Raw genomic sequence first — 18027 nt, 5'->3', positions numbered from 1 at the left:
ATAAAATTAGGAGGTATTCTAATGGTTACAACATTAGAAGAAAAACAAGCAACAACTGTTACAGAGAGCATTGACAAATTAGTAAAAAATGCACAAGAAGCACTAACAGAAATGAAAAATCTAGATCAAAAACGAATTGATAACATCGTTAAGGAAATGGCGCTTGCAGGATTAGACCAACATATGCAACTTGCGAAATTAGCTGTTGAAGAAACTGGACGTGGTATATATGAAGATAAAATCATTAAAAATATTTTCGCAACCGAATATGTGTATCATAATATAAAATATGATAAAACAGTTGGTGTAATTAGCGAGAACGACCATGAAGGTATAGTAGAAATCGCTGAACCAATTGGTGTTATTGCTGGGATAACACCAGTAACTAACCCAACTTCAACAACATTATTTAAATCCATTATTTCTATTAAAACAGGAAATCCTATTATTTTTGCTTTCCACCCATCTGCACAAAAATGCAGCTCCACTGCAGCTAAGGTTGTGTATGATGCAGCAGTAAAAGCTGGTGCACCCCAAAATTGTATTCAATGGGTTGAAAATCCATCTATTGAGGGGACACAAACATTAATGAAGCATGATGGTATAGCAACTATTTTGGCAACAGGTGGGCCTGGAATGGTTAAATCAGCATACAGCTCTGGTAAACCTGCTTTAGGTGTAGGTCCTGGTAACGTTCCTTGCTATATCGAAAAGTCCGTTAATGTTAAACGTGCTGTAAATGATGTTATTCTTTCCAAAACATTTGACAATGGTATGATTTGTGCATCAGAACAAGCAATTATTGTTGATAAAGAAATCTACAATCAAGTAAAACAAGAAATGATTGATAACAAGGTTTACTTTTTAAGCCCTACCGAAAAAGCAAAAGTAGAAAAACTTGTTATTAACGACACATGCACCGTTAACCCTTCCATTGTTGGTATGGAGCCTGTAAAAATTGCTGAAATGGCAGGCGTTAAAGTACCTGAAGATACAAAAATTCTTGTAGCTGAATTAACAGGTGTTGGACCGGACCATCCACTTTCTCATGAAAAATTAAGTCCAGTACTCGCAGCTTATAAAGTAAACAATAACGAAGAAGGATTTAAACGTGCAGAAGAAATGCTTGAATTTGGTGGTTTAGGACACTCTGCAGTTATTCATTCTGAAAATAAAGAAACCATAGATGCGTTTGGGAGAAGAATGAAAGCAGGACGTATTATTGTCAATGCTCCTTCTTCTCAAGGTGCAATTGGTGACATCTACAATGCTTATTTGCCATCTTTAACACTTGGATGTGGTTCTTATGGCGGAAACTCTGTATCGACAAACGTAGGGGCAACGCATTTAATTAACATAAAAAAAATGGCGAGAAGGAATGTTAATATGCAATGGTTCAAAATTCCACCAAAAGTTTATTTTGAAAAGAATGCAGTACAGTATTTAGCAAAAATGCCTGGGATCTCTAAAGCATTTATCGTAACAGATCCCATGATGGTTAAATTAGGATATGTTGATAAAGTCCTATATCACTTACGTAAACGTTCAGATTATGTACACTGCGAAATTTTCTCTGATGTAGAACCAGATCCATCAAAAGACACGGTTATACGTGGTGCTACTGCAATGGATAACTTCCAACCAGATGTAATTATTGCGCTTGGTGGTGGATCAGCAATGGATGCGGCCAAAGGAATGTGGTTATTCCATGAATATCCAGAAACAGACTTTAATGGTTTAAAACAAAAGTTCTTAGATATCCGTAAACGTGCATACAAATATCCAGAACTAGGTCAACGTGCACAATTTGTTGCAATTCCTACCACTTCTGGTACTGGATCTGAAGTCACCTCTTTCTCTGTTATTACAGATAAAGAAAACAATGTAAAATATCCGTTAGCAGATTATGAATTAACACCAGACGTAGCCATTGTTGATCCACAATTTGTGATGACTGTTCCTAAAACAGTAACAGCTGACACTGGGATGGACGTTTTAACACACGCGATCGAAGCTTACGTTTCTAATATGGCAAATGACTACACAGATGGGCTCGCAATTAAAGCCATTCAGCTTGTCTTTGATTATTTACCACAAGCTTATCGAGATGGTAACAATGCATTAGCAAGAGAAAAAGTGCACAACGCTTCTACCATTGCTGGAATGGCATTTGCAAATGCATTCTTAGGTATTAACCATAGTCTTGCACACAAACTAGGGGCAGAATTCCATATTGCGCATGGTCGTGCCAATGCGATACTTTTGCCGCATGTTATTCGCTATAATGCGAAAAAACCAACGAAGTTTGTGTCATTTCCTAAATACGAATACTTTATTGCTGACAAACGTTATGCCGAAATTGCTAAAATATTAGGATTGCCTGCAAGCACAACAGAAGAAGGCGTTGAAAGCCTAGTTCAAGCTATTTATAAATTGGCAAAAGAATTGGACATTCCAATGAGTATCGCAGAAAATGGCGTAGATAAAAATGCTTTCGAAGCAAAAGTAAACTATCTTGCAGACCGTGCTTTCGAAGATCAATGTACAATAACTAACCCTAAATTGCCACTTGTTAAGGAGTTAACTGAAGTATATCGCAATGCGTATAAAGGGTAGTTTCTCCTAAAATATAGAGTGAAACTTCAATCAGTGGGGGTTTTGTTTTCCCCACTGATTGTTAGTACCACAAGGGTATGACCCAAGGCCCTTAAACCAATCAGACATTTAACTAGAGAATACGCATTCAGCTAATATTCGATTATGAAAACCAATAGTATTTAACAAGCTTGATTAACAATATGGTCCTCATAACACAAAGAGCACTATTCTCACTTCAAGAATTACGCTCTTTTATTTGAATACGTGTTTAATTTTTAGGCATCGTAAATGTCACTGAGATACCATTACTTTCTTCTAGTTTCCTAACTATTTGATCAAGAACTTCTACAGCTCTTTCGTTTGATTCATATTTCCCCAAAACTTTACTCCATTCATCCAAACTCGCACTGCCAATGATCCCTTCTATCTTTTTTCCATTGACAGTAACTTCTTTTACATTCATCAAGCTTTGTTTATTTTGTGTAATTATCCATAACATAAAATCAATCCTTGCTATTTATATTTTTGCATGCATCATACAATACGTATTAACTTGGATCCATGTTTCATGTTTCGATAAAATAACCAAAAAAGGAACAAAAGCGTAAGCGCTCGATTAGAAACGTAGTGACTAGGGCGAGTCAACGGAAATAAAGGAATCTCGGTAGCTTGCGAGCCGATGATGACTTAGATTAGGGCGATTCCCTGGAGCTGGACGCGACTCAACACTACACGGGCAAATTTTATAATTTCCAAGACTATAAAAAACGCCTTCCGTGTTCTGAAAAGCGCCCGATCGCTGCATAGTGGTACTAAAAAAACAGCATTTCTTCTATTCTTTATTATGTAATTCCTTGTAATAACTAGGTAGAACTGTAGTAAGGCCAATTCCAAAAAGGATACCACCTATTACTAAAAACTTATTTGTATTTGCTTTTACTTGAAAATTATATATAGAGGAGTCAGCATAATCAGACTTTACCAGCCAACCATCCCCGAAAGCCATTCCCATACTATTACTAAAAAAAATTAATAATAACCCAATAATTCCTAAAAATGAACCTAAAAAGATAAACTTCTTTAACCTATTATTTTTCATATTACCACCTCATTGATACTACTTATTAAGTGTAATGGACAGTTTAAATAATACAGACACAATTCTGTTTGCACCAGTACGTATTTGCTAAAAGCTAAGCTACTATTCTAGTTTTTATCTTTATGCCATTGATATGATTTTTTTGACCATTCCCAAAAGTTATAAAATAAAAATACTAAAATGGAAAGGCCAATATTATCTATCCAATTAATATAATTATTAAAGAAGAATTGCTTTAATGTTATAGTAACAAACAAAAGTATTGGAAATCCAATGTTGTATTTAAAAATACTTCCCTCCTATCACGAACATTATTTCCTAATTATTCCTTATTCTTCTAATACACTCTATTATAAATGTATTCTTTCATATTTAGCAATATCAATAAAACGAAGGCTTGTATCTCCTAATCCGTGGTTGGGGTGGAATGTCCCATATACTTCGAAAAATCAAAACGAAAATTTGAACTAAATCGTTAATGAAATAGAAAACATGTAAATGCCTCATTCTTCGTTTGAATACAATACACATTCGTATTTAAAAAATGATAGCTGAAATAGTTTTGAACTCTTTTTTCCCTAGCACTTCCCCATTTACAATTGCCTTTTCCTAGTTGAATGATTACCTTTACCAAGTCAACCAGTCTATTTATTATTTGATGAAAGGTTTCAGGACCGTCTTCCAGTTCGAGTCTATGAGAGATCAACGGTTTTACATTTAGTTGACCTGTACTCATATAGTGTAAGGCTGCATTCCATTCTTTTCCTGGAAAAGGCGCTTATAGAGCATTCCATGATCCAAGAACGCGCAATTCATTGCGTACCATTTTATGGAAATGATATCGTAGCTAGTTGCTTGAACGTTGCTCCGATTCTTCTTATTTTTAATCAGAAAGTATGCTGCTCTCCAAATTACAACTGATGTCCCATTAACCGTTTGGTTGCAAAAAGCTCTCCATGTCTGACTTACTTGCTGTTGGATGTAAAGTATAATTTATAATCTATGATTTTCGTTAACTCTTGTCTTTTCATCTCTAATCTCCCCTCCTAAAGCTAATCTTGTACTAGCTTTAGGAATACTTTAAGGATTAAGTATTGACAAATTTGTAAGTTTGATTTACATTTTATACATCAAAAAAAATTGATTTATAAGCGAGGTGAAAAATATGGAACGAATTAAAAATGTAAAAGAATTAAGCAATGATGAAGCTCTCGACTTTTATGAGAATATGTTTAACGCCTTAGCTGATCGAATAAGACTTAAGATTTTAAACGAAATTAATAAAAGTCCTCATAAAAACTTATGTGTTTGTGATTTAGAAGAAAAATTAGATTTAAAACAATCTAAACTTTCTTATCACCTAAAAAAATTAGTAAATGCCAATATACTGATTTCAGAAAAGCATGGAACATGGAATTATTATAGAATTAATGAAGAACAAATACAGCTTGTTTTAACCGAAGATACTTGTTGTAAGATCTTTTAACAAGTGTCTTACTTATCTACTCAATAAATCAAATTTTATTGATTTATTAATCAAAATTATTTGATTTATAAAAGTGAGGAGTTATACGAATGTCAGATACAATTTTAGAGTTTATCCAAACATTTTTCATGCTATTCTTTGAATTGCTTGCGTTGTTTATAGCTGTCAGTTTTATTGTTAGTTTAATCCAACAAGTAGTATCAGAAGAAAAAATAAAAAGATTATTAAATCGTCCAAACAATGCCGTTAATTATGTGTTAGGAACATTCTTTGGTGCAATAACACCATTTTGTTCATGTTCAACGATACCTATTTTGGCAGGATTATTAAATGCAAGCGTTCCATTTGGGCCTGCTATGAGTTTCCTTATCGCGTCCCCTTTAATGAATCCAGTAGTTGTATTTATGTTATGGGCTCTTATAGGATGGCAAATCACAATTGTGTATATTGTTGTTCTAAGTATTTTTAGCATATTAACTGGATTTATATTTTCAAAATTACATTTATTAGATTCATATAAAGGAGTAACAGTAAAAGGTGATGGGTTCTTTAGTAATAAACAAGGATCTAGAATAAAGCAAGCATTAAATGACGCATGGGCATTTCTTTACCCAATGCTTCCTTATCTATTCATTGGTGTTTTCATAGGTGCCTTTATTTATGGGTTCATACCAACTGAGTTCATTACGAAGTATGCAAGTGGTGACGGCATTTTCTCTGTTTTCATCGCCTCGCTTATTGGCATACCAATGTATATCAGACCAGAAACGATGTTACCTATAGCAGAAGCTCTTGTTTCAAAAGGAATGTCAATGGGTACAGTTATTGCTTTAGTTATTGGAGGAGCAGGGGCTAGCATCCCAGAAGTTGCCTTATTATCTAAGTTATTTAAAAAGAAACTATTAGTTGCATTTATAGCAGCTATTTTAATTGTAGCTATGGCAACTGGTCTCATCGTAAATCTAATTTTTTAAAGGAGAGGTGATCAGTATATGAGTATGGAATTTTCAGTTATAAAGCGCTATGGTAATGCTGCTATTAATCATGAACAAAATCTTTGCTGTCCTGTAGAATACGATACGAAGTACCTCAAGATTATACCAGAGGAAATTATAGAAAAGATTATGGTTGTGGAGATCCTTTAGGGAAAATTAAAGAAGGAGACACCGTTTTAGATTTAGGTAGTGGAGGTGGAAAAGTTCCTTATATCGTATCTCAAATTGTTGGGAAAACTGGAAAAGTCATTGGTGTAGATATGAATGATGATATGCTTTCCCTTGCTAAAAAATATCAACGGGAAATAATTGATACTCTAGGTTATGACAATGTCATTTTTCATAAAGGGAAGATTCAAAACTTGAAATTAGACTTAAATAAGGTAGATGAGTATATAAAAGAAAATCCAGTAGCTAGTCTAACTGATTTTAATTCAATTAACGATTACATCTTTCATTTAGAAGAAAGCTTTCCAATGATTAAAGATAATAGCATAGATGTTGTTATTTCCAATTGTGTGTTAAACCTTGTTTCAACTAAAGAAAAAGAGCAATTATTTAATGAAATATATAGAGTTTTAAAGAAAGGTGGCAAAGCTGTCATATCGGATATTGTTTCAAATACGGAAGTTCCACAGGAATTGAGAGAGGATGAAAATCTATGGAGTGCTTGCTATTCGGGAGCAATGGAAGAAAAGAAATTTATAACTGCATTCGAAAATGCAGGGTTTTATGGTATTACCATTGATAAACGCATGGAAACATGGACAACAATTAAAGACATAGATTTTAGAAGCATGACAGTTACAGCATACAAAGGAAAAGACGGAGCTTGTCTTGATAAGGGGCAATCTGTCATTTATAAAGGGCCATTTAAACATATCGAAGATGACGATGATCACATTTATCAAAGAGGTGAAAGAACTTATGTATGTGAAAAAACTTTTAATATATTGAAAAAGGAACCATACTCACAACTTTTTGATTTTATAGATGGAGATAAACACCACATCAGCAATGATGATGAATGTTGTGCATCCACTTGTAATTGTTAATCTCTTTAGAAGGAGGTGATAAGATTGGAAAAAAGCAGCTTTAAAAAAGCAATCTCTAAATTAAAGCCGAAACAACAAGAATGTTGCTCTGTGCAAATTGAAGACAGTAAAGAAAACGAGCATGAATCAGAAGCTAAAAAAGAGAAAAATAATAATAATTGTTGCTAAGTAGTAATTCAAGGAAGCATAATTTTATGCTTCCTTTTTCCACATTATGGAGATGCTCTAATATAACATGCATACCTAATCCTAAATAAGAAGTACTGGAAATGACCATTTTAAGTAGCTGGGTAGGTTCGAGCAAATATCGAATAGGCTGTTACCGGCTGTTAAATCTCTCACTTAGAAATGAAGTGTTTCCTTATTTCTTGAGGTGGAAGTCTTACAACTAGTTACACTGCAATAAAATAAGTACCCATGTATCCTTTGTTTTTCCAACTAAAAAGGTTCCTTAAATGACACAGCAAAAAAAGATTCATAAATATTACCCTAACTAAGAAATTGCATAAAGGCCTATACTCAAACTAAGCAACATTATTAATCTAAAGACAAGCAATGATACATAAATTGAACATTCCAGCAGCAACCAATAGATAAATACCACTTTTCAAAGTGTGCCATAAAATATAAAGAGCCAAAAACCCTTGTTAGACAAAGGTTTCTAGCTCTCCTAAAATTATTCCCACTCAATGGTTGCTGGTGGCTTAGAAGTAATATCATACACAACGCGATTAATGTGCTGTACATCATTAACCAGTCTTGTTGAAACTTTTTCTAGAACGTCCCAAGGAATACGTGCCCAATCAGATGTCATACCATCTATTGAGGTTACAGCACGAATACCAATAGTGTAATCATACGTTCTTGCGTCACCCATAACACCTACACTACGGATGTTAGGAAGGACAGTGAAATATTGCCAAATATCACGATCTAATCCAGCTTTAGCAATTTCTTCTCGTAGAATGGCATCTGATTCACGGACGATCTCTAGCTTTTCTTCTGTAATTGCTCCTAAAACACGGATAGCTAATCCAGGTCCTGGGAAAGGCTGACGCCAAATAATACGATCAGGAATTCCCAGTTGAGAGCCTAGTTCTCTAACTTCGTCTTTAAATAATGTATTTAATGGCTCAATTAGTTCGAATTGCATATTTTCTGGTAATCCACCAACATTATGGTGTGATTTAATCGTTTGTGCGGTTTCCGTACCACTTTCAATAATATCTGTATAAAGCGTACCTTGAGCAAGGAAGTCCATATCCTTTAACTTGGCGGCTTCATCATCAAATACATAGATGAATTCATTACCAATAATTTTACGTTTCTTTTCAGGATCATCTACACCCTCAAGCTTCGATAGGAATCGATCTTTCGCATCCACTTTAATAATATTCATATGAAAATCATCAGCAAATACTTTCATCACATCATCCGCTTCATTTTTCCGAAGTAGACCATGATCTACAAAAATACACGTCAGCTGGTCACCAATTGCTTTGTGAATTAAAGCAGCTACGACTGATGAATCAACCCCACCACTTAACGCACATAAGACATTGCGATCTCCAACTATTTCTTGGATTTTTTCTACTTCCATTTCAATAAAGTTTTCAATTGTCCAGTTGCCTGTACTTTGACACACATCAAAAACAAACTGCTTTAGTAAATGATTGCCGTATTCAGAATGGCGTACCTCCGGATGATACTGAACACCGTATAATGCCTTCTCTGGATGACTCATTGCTGCAATTGGTGTAGAAGAACTCGTTGCATCAACAGTGAATTGCTCAGGCACTTGCTTGACTTTATCTCCATGACTCATCCAAACTGTTTGTTGCTTTGGTGAATCTTTAAATAGAATAGGGTCGCCATTTAAGTCGATAAGTGCTTTTCCATACTCACGATTAACTGCCTTTTCCACTTGACCACCAAAGTGTAGAGCCATTAGCTGCATTCCATAGCAAATTCCTAAGATAGGAATATCTAATTCAAATAATTCCGGATCACATCGGAAACTGTTTTCATCATACACACTATGCGGTCCCCCAGAAAGAATAATTCCTTTTGGGTTCATTTCCTTGATTTCTGCCGCTGTAAGCTTATGTGAATGTAATTCACTATATACGCCTAACTCTCTAATTCGTCTAGTAATGAGCTGATTATATTGACTGCCAAAATCCAATACTAAAATCATTTCGCTGTTGTCCATGTGCATAGCTCCTATCTATATTTTTTCTCCGCTCGCCTACTAGTTGTCTCCTGATTTTATGATGGAATACATGAATATAAAAAAGTGAAAGAAGCTTTTAAGGCTATTCTATAACTTTGCCTACACCCATGTGCAAAAATATACATTTTTACCATATAATGAAAACTGGATTCCTACCCCATGCAAATAAAAACTACCAGTAGCTAGCTTTGTACGCTGTATCCGATTCGATACTACGTAGAGGCGCACAGCTACAAATAGCGGAAAAGGATAGCTTTTAATAACTACTATCCCTTATCTGCAAAAAGACAGAAATCCAGAAATATACATTATTCCGATCTTCTGCCTTCATAGTCAGAGCATTTACGGCGCTCCGGTAGAAACTTTCGAACCATATTATCGAGGATATACGAACGGCGATATTGATATTACTATAATTATGTTCCTATTCTACTAACCATCATGACGGAGGTCAAGCCAATATCCGTTTGATTAAATTTTTCCATAATTGCGCAAGTTCTTGTTTAGGAGCTTGCTCGTTTTGTTCTCGATAGAGCAATTCTTCATAATGATAGGTCAGCTTACGCATTTCATTTGTTTCATATTTACGATCGATTTTCATTGCATATTCTCGTAAGGTTTCATCTGGAAGTTTGCCATTTCCATTATGTGCTAATAATTTTAATAAATAATGATAGGCAATTTGATAGTTCCTTGCATTCCAATTACTTGATACTTTTCGCTTTAAGAACCAAGTTTGCCAATGGTATCTAGTACGATATCCAATATACACCATAATCACAACCAAAAGAATTGGAATAATAATATATTCCCACCTCATCGAAACCTTAATTTCTTCTGGTGAAGCTCCTGCAGGTTCTACCTCTGGCTGCTCCTTTGCTTGCTCTTCTTGTTCAGGCAGCTCCTGCTCCTCTTGTTGCTGCTGTTCCTGTTCATCATCTGTTTGCATACCAGTATTATCAATAGACGTTTGAAAATCCGCTAGGTTAGAAAATCCTTGGGTCGGCTCAAAAGGCACCCAACCTATTTCTGGGAAATACACCTCTACCCATGAATGTGCATTTGCATTCGTCACTTCGTATAAATTATTTCCTGACTGTTTATCAATTAATTCTCCGCCAGTAAAGCCCTTTGCCCACCTCGCTGGGATATCAAGCGTTCGCAGAAGCACTACCATCGATGTAGAAAAATTATCGCAATAGCCTGCTTGCGATTCAAATAAAAATTGATCAACATAATCTTGGTGTTTCTCCGGAACAGGAACTTCTGTCGTTTGATAGGTAAATCCATTACTGGAGAAATACTGTTCAATTGCCTTTGCCTTATCATAACGATTCTCTTTATCTGCAGTAATTTCTTGCGCTAGTTCGCCAACCCGTTCCGGAAGGCTATCAGGGAGCTGTAAATATGAATCATAAGGATCAGCTTGACCGGAAGCTTCTCGTAATGCGGTAATATCAAATGTTGGATAATCATAATTAATCGTATAGGTTTCCATGTTATCCATCAGCTCATAATCATCATTACGTAGCTGAATGGCTTCGGAACGTGCGTCCACAAAAGCCTCTGCAATTTTTGGATCGAGTTCTTTAAAACCATATGGCTGTAATAATTTATCAAACGAATGATTACCAAGAAACTTGACAGTTGCCTGCAACTTCTGAGAATCTACCGAATCATCGTACATTGGTGGTATCTTTTCAAATGGTATATAGTGTGGACTACCAGAAAACTCCCACCCTTTTCCCGTATAAACATCCTTTGTCTCGATTCGCCAGTAATGATTTTGCTCTGCCGTTGCTTGAAAAACCGGTGTATAATCCTGGACAAATGATCCACCCAAACGTGAATCATCTTCGCCATAACCAACTTTTTGGATGAGCGAATTATTTCCAGAGCTACCAGCATTCTCTGCAGTGCTTGTAATAAATGGTACAGGGTCCGGCCATTGTGGATCAAACTTTGGAGCAGCGAATCCTACAACAGAAGAAAATAATACGGTTAAGATTAATGGCAATATCCAAACAGGCGATTTCTTCACCCAAGTAAATGGAATGGATTCTCGATCCAACTCCTTCATAAAATTAGCAATACCTAACGCAATAAAGGCAACAATGAAGGTTCTAAATATAGCAAATCCGCCATTATAGGCCGTGAAGGTGTCTAATATCGTTAAGTAAATAAATGTTAGTAAAACAAATAGCAGTATTCGTTTCATCACTACAAACCAGTAATGTAGCAGGTAGCTCATTAGCCAAATTAATAGAAGAAAAAGAACACTTCTAAAAAGTGGCGTCAAATCGTACCAGGTTTGCGCAAATAACGCTTGTACATTATATGAGATATCAAGAAATAACTGTTCAAACCACATCGGGCTTAAAAAAGTCGGATCTAGAAACAAGCTGTCAATAATAATAAATAAAGCAGTACCCTTCAATATAAATGAAATCCACCATTTTATTTGAAATAAGGAAAGACTAAAACAAAAGATACCATAAAGTATAAATATCATGATATTATTTGTATCTGTTATTTCCTGTAAAGGGTATAACCATTCTAGAAATAGCATGAAGCCACAAATATACAAAATAGAGGTGTAAAATATCGAATTACGTTGTTCCTGATTCATCATTTTCCTTTCACCTCTATTGGATTTTTCATCAACTGTTGTTGTGACAATACATGAATACGAATACCTTCAAACTGTAGTTGATGAATATAATGCTGATTAAGAGACATTTCTTTCGGCGATTGAATGAGCAAAACAATGACTCGCTTTGAACGCTGGTTTACTTTTTTAGTCATTTCATTAAAGTTATTATCAATATGGCTAGTAATAATTAAAATAACGCTCCCACTAGCTATCTTCATTCGTTCACGCTGCATCTGTAGCGAAAAGGATTGATTGCCACCAGGCTTCATTCTAGTAAGATGCTGTCTTACCATATCTGATTTTAATGGGTCATGATGTATCGGAAAATATACTGTACTAGCTCCTACTGTTAACAAGCCTATTTGAGTAGATTGCTTTTTCACATGTTCCATTAAAGAAAAGGTGACTTCTACCATTCCCTCAAACGTAACATCATTAAGATGCTCATCGGAGCAGCCATCTAATACTAGTAAGATATCCATACTCTTCTCTTGCTCAAATTCCTTTGTCATAACCGTGTTCTTCCTAGCTGTCTGCTTCCAATCAATCCACGAAAATCGATCTCCAGGCATGTATTCTCGTATTCCTGTTGCCACATTTGTGTTATTTAATTGTAGCGCGGAAGAAGTAGTCGCGCCTTGCTCAAAGCTAATTATCTGTTCTTTAAATACCATTGGACGAGCATTTGGGTACACTACTAATACATCAGCAAGTTGAAACACATGCTCCTTTTTTACGAGACCAAAAAAATCACCAGTACGTATGCGAACAGCATTTAAATAATGCTCACCTCTAGGGACATGTTCCAATTGATAAGTAAAACTAAACTCCCGTCTAAATGCAGGAAAAATGACTTTTTTTAAAGTACGACTAATAGTTAGCTTATCAGGATTATCCATATACCGATACTTGTCATTTTTGTTATCCAATTTTCGTAACGAACTTGGAATCACTTCTTCACATATGCAATAGTACAAAGGGAAAGCCAATTTCCTACGAATCGTTATGGTCACGGACACACTCTCACCTGCCCCAACAACCGACCTAGAAAACTTCCTTGTCACCTTCCAATTTTTTATGGGATGTAATAGAAACCCTATCTGATAACAAAAAATCGGAATAAATCCAAAGAATAAGAACCAACTTACGAATCCACCCTGAAACATTGCATAAGAGAATAATAATAGGAATAAAAAGACAACAAACAGCCCATTTAGTATCATTCGCACATGAGCGTTCATTAACTAAATTCCTTCCGAATAGGTACATGAGTACTTTTAACAATGGATGAAATGATATCATCAGCTGTTACGCCATCATATTTCGCCTCTGAGGTTAATATAATTCGGTGTGCTAAAACATATGGAGCAAGAAATTTAACATCATCTGGTAATACGTAATCACGCTCCATAATGTATGCATATGCTTTTGCTGCTTTCATTAGGGCGATGGATCCTCTTGGACTAACTCCTAAATAAATAGACGGGTTAGATCGTGTACTAGAAATTAAATTGATAATATAGTGCTGGACATTTTTGTCCACATAAACATTTGTTACTTCTTCTTGTATCCCTTTTAACTCTTCTCTAGTAAGTACAGCTTCAATAGATTCAATGGGTTGTTCACGAGCATTCCGTTCTAGCATTTCAAGCTCCTCTCCAAACGTTGGATAACCCATCTTTAATTTTAAAATAAATCGGTCTAATTGTGCTTCTGGAAGTGGATACGTGCCTTCATACTCAATTGGATTCTGTGTTGCCATTACAAAGAATGGACTAGCTAGAGCAATCGTTTTTCCATCTACGGTAACATTTTTTTCTTCCATTGATTCTAGGAGGGAAGATTGTGTCTTAGGGGAAGTACGATTAATTTCATCAGCTAAGATAATATTGCCCAAAATAGGTCCGCCACGAAATTCGAACTCTAATGTTTTCGGATTATAAATAGAAACTCCTGTGACATCAGAAGGGAGCAAATCTGGTGTAAATTGAATTCTACGAAAATCACAATCTAATGATTTAGCTATTGTCTTTACGAGCATTGTTTTCCCAACACCTGGTACATCCTCCAAGAGAACATGCCCTTGAGCTAGTAGTGCTACTAAACTAAGAACAGCCGCATCCTCTTTTCCAATCATTACTTTATTTATATTAGTTAATACCTTTTCAATCTTTACGTTATATACTGCCGTACCCTGCATACCCTTACCCCTCTCTGCCAAACTGTTGTTTTCATGTAATTTAAATATTCTTTCAGTTCAATTTATACCTATTTTATGCAAATTCCCTTTACTATCCATCCCTTTATCTCTTTACTATCATGCATATCTTGCTAGTCCCTTTGTCATGACTTAAAAAGAATTGGGCGAAATTTTGCTAAAGCACATTTATAATATTTACACCTAAAAGTTGAGATTAACTAGTCTATAAAGTGAAACTTCCATCCGTGAAGTTTGGTTTATCCCCCGCTGATTGGTAGAGTACCACAAGGGGATGACCTAAAGGCCTTTGAACCAATCAGACATGTACTGACAGTCGATCCTCTCTTACCAATATTGGTTTCACTTTATTTGAAGCGAGAGTGTTACTGCCAGTTATATGTGGGATAAACCTAATTAAATAAACATCTATTTCTAATTAGCCTACTATTACTATACTAAAAAAGCCCTACTAGTGAAAGGCAGACAATTAAATAGTTTTCCTTACTAATATAAACGTTTATGACAATACTTATACCTACAAAGGTGAAAATTCAATTCGCGGGGGTTACTGCCAATTATATGTAGGATAATAGCGAGTAATAGACTAGTTCATTATTTTGCGAATGAAATAGGAGATGGAGAAAAAAGTAGATACTCTTTTTCTATCTTTTCTATGTATCTTAGAAAAGCTCCAGCTTACTTCTATCCATCGTTTACATACACCCTTTTAATCCGACTCATTAAGCTAGCAAGTACTTCATCTATATTACTATGTATCCAATCGGCAATGTCTCTCGCTGAGATAATCTGCTCATGCTGGCTTCCGATAATAACAACTTCATCTCCTTCATGAACATTAGGAATAGCGGTCAGGTTTACAAATGTTTGATCCAAGGATATTGTACCAATTATCGGTACACATTGGCCTTTTACCAACACCAGGCCATTATTAGAAAGTAATCTTTTAAAGCCATCACCATGACCGATAGGAAGAACGCCGATCTTCTCATTCGCTTTCGTTACATATTCTCCACCATATCCTACACTAGAACCAGGCGGTAAGGACCTTATATGAATTAGCTTTGATTTTAAAGACAATACTCTATTTAACGAAATCAGCTTATCCTGTCTACGATCTGGAGTATATCCATAAAGGGCAATCCCAGTTCGTACCATATCAAGATGCATATCCTCTCTTTCAATCGCGATTGTCGAAGCACCTACATGGTGTACGGGAAAGGAATATCCAGCTTCATGGAGCTTCTTTGTCGTCTGCGTAAACAAATGAAATTGGTTTTCTGTTGTCGCCCAGTCCCCTTCATCCGCACTAGAAAAATGTGTGAATATCCCTTCCCAGGACAGCCCGGGTAAATGATAACAAGCCTTACAAAAGGAGAGTGCATCATTTGGTTCGATCCCAAATCGTTGCAGACCTGTATTTAATTTTAGATGAACAGGCATGCGTTTTTGCTGTCTAACAGCCATCTTACTAATCGATTCTGCTATATCTACTGAACTGATCGTTGCTGTCAAATGATGATATACAACATCCTTTGCTTGTGAGGAGGTTATAGGTGGTAGAATATGTATTGGGACATGGATACCACATTGACGGAGTAGAGACCCTTCTTCAACACTGGTCACTCCTATCCGATCTGCGCCAGCTTGGATTGCTTCCTGAGCGATGGGAACAATCCCATGACCATAGGCATTTGTTTTCACGACAGCCATCATCATACAATTTTTTAATTGTTTCTTTACCATTATTATATTATGACGAAATGCAGTAAGATTAACTTCCGCGATTGTATGACTAGCAGCTAATGTATTTACAAATTGGAACATTTTCTACCCCCATTTACAATGAAGCTACCGTTCACTTAAGTCTTGAATAGCTGCAGCAAAACAATTGATAATCTCCCGAGTGATTTCACCAGGCTCTCCTGTTCCAATCTTATGATCATTTACAAATACAATTGGTACAATATCTAATTTGGTTGCTGAAATAAAAACTTCATCAGCCATCCGTAAATCATCTATAGTAAAGGCACACTCACGAACTAGAATGCCAGTTTCATAGCATAATTCAAGTATTTTCATTCTTGTAATACCGTTTAAAATGAAATGATTCGCTGGGTGTGTCATTACACAATTATCTTTTACAATGAACACATTAGAAGCACTTGCCTCTGTAATAATACCCTCTCGATGGAGAATAGCCTCTACCGCATTATTCTCTACTGCCTTTTGTTTGGCCATAACATTCGGTAGTAAGTTTAATGTCTTTATGTCACAACGTAACCAACGTATATCCTCCGTTATAATTGCCTTTGCTCCATTTTTCGCTTCTTCCTTCATTGTTTCTTCTACTTTTGTATAAGCAACTAATACAGGAGAAACGTTACTTGGATATTGATGCCATCTTTCAGCTACTCCTCTTGATATTTGTAAATAGACAACACCTTCCTTTAATTGGTTCATCGTTACAAGTTGTTTTAAGTTGTCCTTCAACGTGTCGATAGGACAAGGTAACATCATTTGAATTGCTTCAGCACTTCTTTTTAATCTTCTTAAGTGATCATCCAATAGAAAAAAATCCCCATCATACACACCAATAACTTCATAGACTCCGTCACCAAACTGATATCCTCGATCCTCTATATCAATAAGTCTACTTCTATCCATAATCGTTTGATTGTATAACATTTTATTCATCGCCAGACCTCCTAATGGTTATTGAGAATACCTCTTTGCCAGATCTAACACCACCGATGTATCTACACGATTTCCACTAATGATAAGTACGACGTTGGACCCAATGAGAGTAGCTTTATTTTCTAGTATAGCTCCAATACTTGCCGCTGCAGCACCTTCAATAACTTGATGATGCTTATCGAGCATAAAAGCCATCCCTTTAGCAATTTGCTGTTCGTTTACTAATAAAATGTCATTTACATATTGTTGAACCATGGAAAATGTATATTGATTATTTAAACCAATACCACCAAGAAGGCTATCTGCTAGCGTATTATTTTCCGTAACTTCCATTGGCTTGCCCGCCTGCATACTCTCATACATAGCCGCTCCTCTTTCTGTAGAAACGCCAATAAGATGTAGCTTCGGATTGATTTGCTTTAATGCTACTCCAAGACCAGAATGCATACCACCTCCTGATAAGCCAGCAAGTACGGTATCTACTTCAGGCAGAGTTTCTAGCAATTCTAGCCCCATTGTTCCATAGCCTGCTATCACATACGGATCATCAAACGGATGGATAACAGTAAATCCATGTTCTCGCTGCAATTGATAACTATATTTTTCAGCGTCATCCTGTGATGTACCAATTACTTCCACACAAGCACCGGTAGATCTTAATACATCAACTTTTGCTTTGGGTACTCTATTGGAAATACAAATAACAGCATTGATATCAAGCTGTTTTGCAACATAACCAACACTAACTCCAAAATTCCCAGTGGAAAATGTAGTAATCCCCTTTGCTCTTTCCATTGGAGTTAAACTAAGGATCTTATTTGCTGCACCTCTTATTTTAAAAGAATTCGTTATATTCCAATTTTCCATCTTTAAATACACGGATTTTCCAGTTACGTCCGATAAATCATTTGAATAGACAAGTGAGGTAGGCTGAGCAATAGAAGCGATCCGTTTGCGAGCTTTCCAAATATCCAACAGGTCAACCTTTCTCAT

16 protein-coding genes and 1 riboswitch are annotated in these 18027 nt (G+C 35.8%); of the genes, 6 read left to right on the top strand and 10 right to left on the bottom strand.

The window, feature by feature from the left end:
- The first annotated feature begins 21 nt into the window (after positions 1-21).
- On the top strand, positions 22-2616 hold the full coding sequence (gene adhE, locus D9782_RS09530) for a bifunctional acetaldehyde-CoA/alcohol dehydrogenase (protein ID WP_121604615.1): 2595 nt from the start codon (positions 22-24) through the stop codon (positions 2614-2616).
- 250 nt (positions 2617-2866) lie between these two features.
- Here the strand turns inward: adhE and D9782_RS09525 are convergent, their stop codons facing one another.
- The 3 genes from D9782_RS09525 to D9782_RS23950 all read right to left on the bottom strand — a co-directional run bounded on the left by D9782_RS09525 (position 2867) and on the right by D9782_RS23950 (position 4433).
- Positions 2867-3097 carry a hypothetical protein gene (locus D9782_RS09525; protein WP_026682866.1) on the bottom strand — a complete coding sequence of 77 codons (231 nt, stop codon included), beginning with the start codon at positions 3095-3097 and terminating at the stop codon, positions 2867-2869.
- Positions 3098-3430: 333 nt separating this feature from the next.
- A complete protein-coding gene (locus tag D9782_RS09520; RefSeq protein WP_121604614.1) occupies positions 3431-3697 on the bottom strand; it encodes a hypothetical protein in 267 nt (88 codons plus the stop codon).
- Between the two features lie 475 nt (positions 3698-4172).
- Positions 4173-4433, bottom strand: coding sequence for a hypothetical protein (locus D9782_RS23950; RefSeq protein ID WP_026682869.1), 261 nt, complete (start codon positions 4431-4433; stop codon positions 4173-4175).
- 429 nt (positions 4434-4862) lie between these two features.
- Here D9782_RS23950 and D9782_RS09510 point away from each other — a divergent pair, with 429 nt between their 5' ends.
- The 5 genes from D9782_RS09510 (at position 4863) to D9782_RS22855 (ending at position 7401) form a co-directional block, all read left to right on the top strand.
- Positions 4863-5183, top strand: coding sequence for an ArsR/SmtB family transcription factor (locus D9782_RS09510; RefSeq protein WP_026679872.1), 321 nt, complete (start codon positions 4863-4865; stop codon positions 5181-5183).
- A gap of 89 nt (positions 5184-5272) precedes the next feature.
- On the top strand, positions 5273-6157 hold the full coding sequence (locus D9782_RS09505; protein WP_026679871.1) for a permease: 885 nt from the start codon (positions 5273-5275) through the stop codon (positions 6155-6157).
- Positions 6158-6175: 18 nt separating this feature from the next.
- Positions 6176-6328: a hypothetical protein gene (locus tag D9782_RS23550; protein WP_240455870.1), complete on the top strand. Its 153-nt coding sequence runs from the start codon at positions 6176-6178 to the stop codon at positions 6326-6328.
- A complete protein-coding gene (locus D9782_RS09500; protein ID WP_240455852.1) occupies positions 6256-7233 on the top strand; it encodes a methyltransferase domain-containing protein in 978 nt (325 codons plus the stop codon). Before D9782_RS23550 ends, D9782_RS09500 begins: the two co-directional genes overlap by 73 nt.
- Before the next feature lie 24 nt (positions 7234-7257).
- On the top strand, positions 7258-7401 hold the full coding sequence (locus D9782_RS22855) for a hypothetical protein (protein WP_162986365.1): 144 nt from the start codon (positions 7258-7260) through the stop codon (positions 7399-7401).
- A 508-nt stretch (positions 7402-7909) separates the two neighbouring features.
- Here the strand turns inward: D9782_RS22855 and guaA are convergent.
- The 7 genes from guaA to D9782_RS09465 all read right to left on the bottom strand — a co-directional run bounded on the left by guaA (position 7910) and on the right by D9782_RS09465 (position 18027).
- Positions 7910-9445 (bottom strand): glutamine-hydrolyzing GMP synthase, encoded by a 1536-nt coding sequence (gene guaA, locus D9782_RS09495; protein WP_121604613.1) that lies wholly within the window; start codon positions 9443-9445, stop codon positions 7910-7912.
- A 331-nt stretch (positions 9446-9776) separates the two neighbouring features.
- A riboswitch (purine riboswitch) is annotated at positions 9777-9878 on the bottom strand.
- A 39-nt stretch (positions 9879-9917) separates the two neighbouring features.
- Entirely contained in the window at positions 9918-12098 is a 2181-nt protein-coding gene (locus D9782_RS09490) for a transglutaminase TgpA family protein (protein ID WP_121604612.1), read from the bottom strand.
- Complete coding sequence (locus D9782_RS09485; protein WP_240455834.1) at positions 12095-13342, bottom strand: DUF58 domain-containing protein; 1248 nt, start codon at positions 13340-13342, stop codon at positions 12095-12097. The genes D9782_RS09490 and D9782_RS09485 overlap by 4 nt, the downstream gene beginning before the upstream one ends.
- A gap of 17 nt (positions 13343-13359) precedes the next feature.
- Positions 13360-14319 carry an AAA family ATPase gene (locus tag D9782_RS09480; protein ID WP_026679859.1) on the bottom strand — a complete coding sequence of 320 codons (960 nt, stop codon included), beginning with the start codon at positions 14317-14319 and terminating at the stop codon, positions 13360-13362.
- A gap of 702 nt (positions 14320-15021) precedes the next feature.
- Positions 15022-16164, bottom strand: coding sequence for an alanine racemase (gene alr / locus D9782_RS09475; protein WP_121604610.1), 1143 nt, complete (start codon positions 16162-16164; stop codon positions 15022-15024).
- 24 nt (positions 16165-16188) lie between these two features.
- The gene (gene dat, locus D9782_RS09470) at positions 16189-17034 is read right to left on the bottom strand and encodes a D-amino-acid transaminase (RefSeq protein ID WP_121604609.1); all 846 of its coding nucleotides are present in this window, start codon (positions 17032-17034) and stop codon (positions 16189-16191) included.
- Between the two features lie 18 nt (positions 17035-17052).
- Positions 17053-18027, bottom strand: coding sequence for a pyridoxal-phosphate dependent enzyme (locus tag D9782_RS09465; protein WP_121604608.1), 975 nt, complete (start codon positions 18025-18027; stop codon positions 17053-17055).

Origin of the sequence: Virgibacillus sp. Bac332, assembly GCF_003667785.1 — a bacterium.
Taxonomy (GTDB): domain Bacteria; phylum Bacillota; class Bacilli; order Bacillales; family Amphibacillaceae; genus Virgibacillus; species Virgibacillus salarius.
This window is presented reverse-complemented; position numbering and strand designations above follow the sequence as displayed.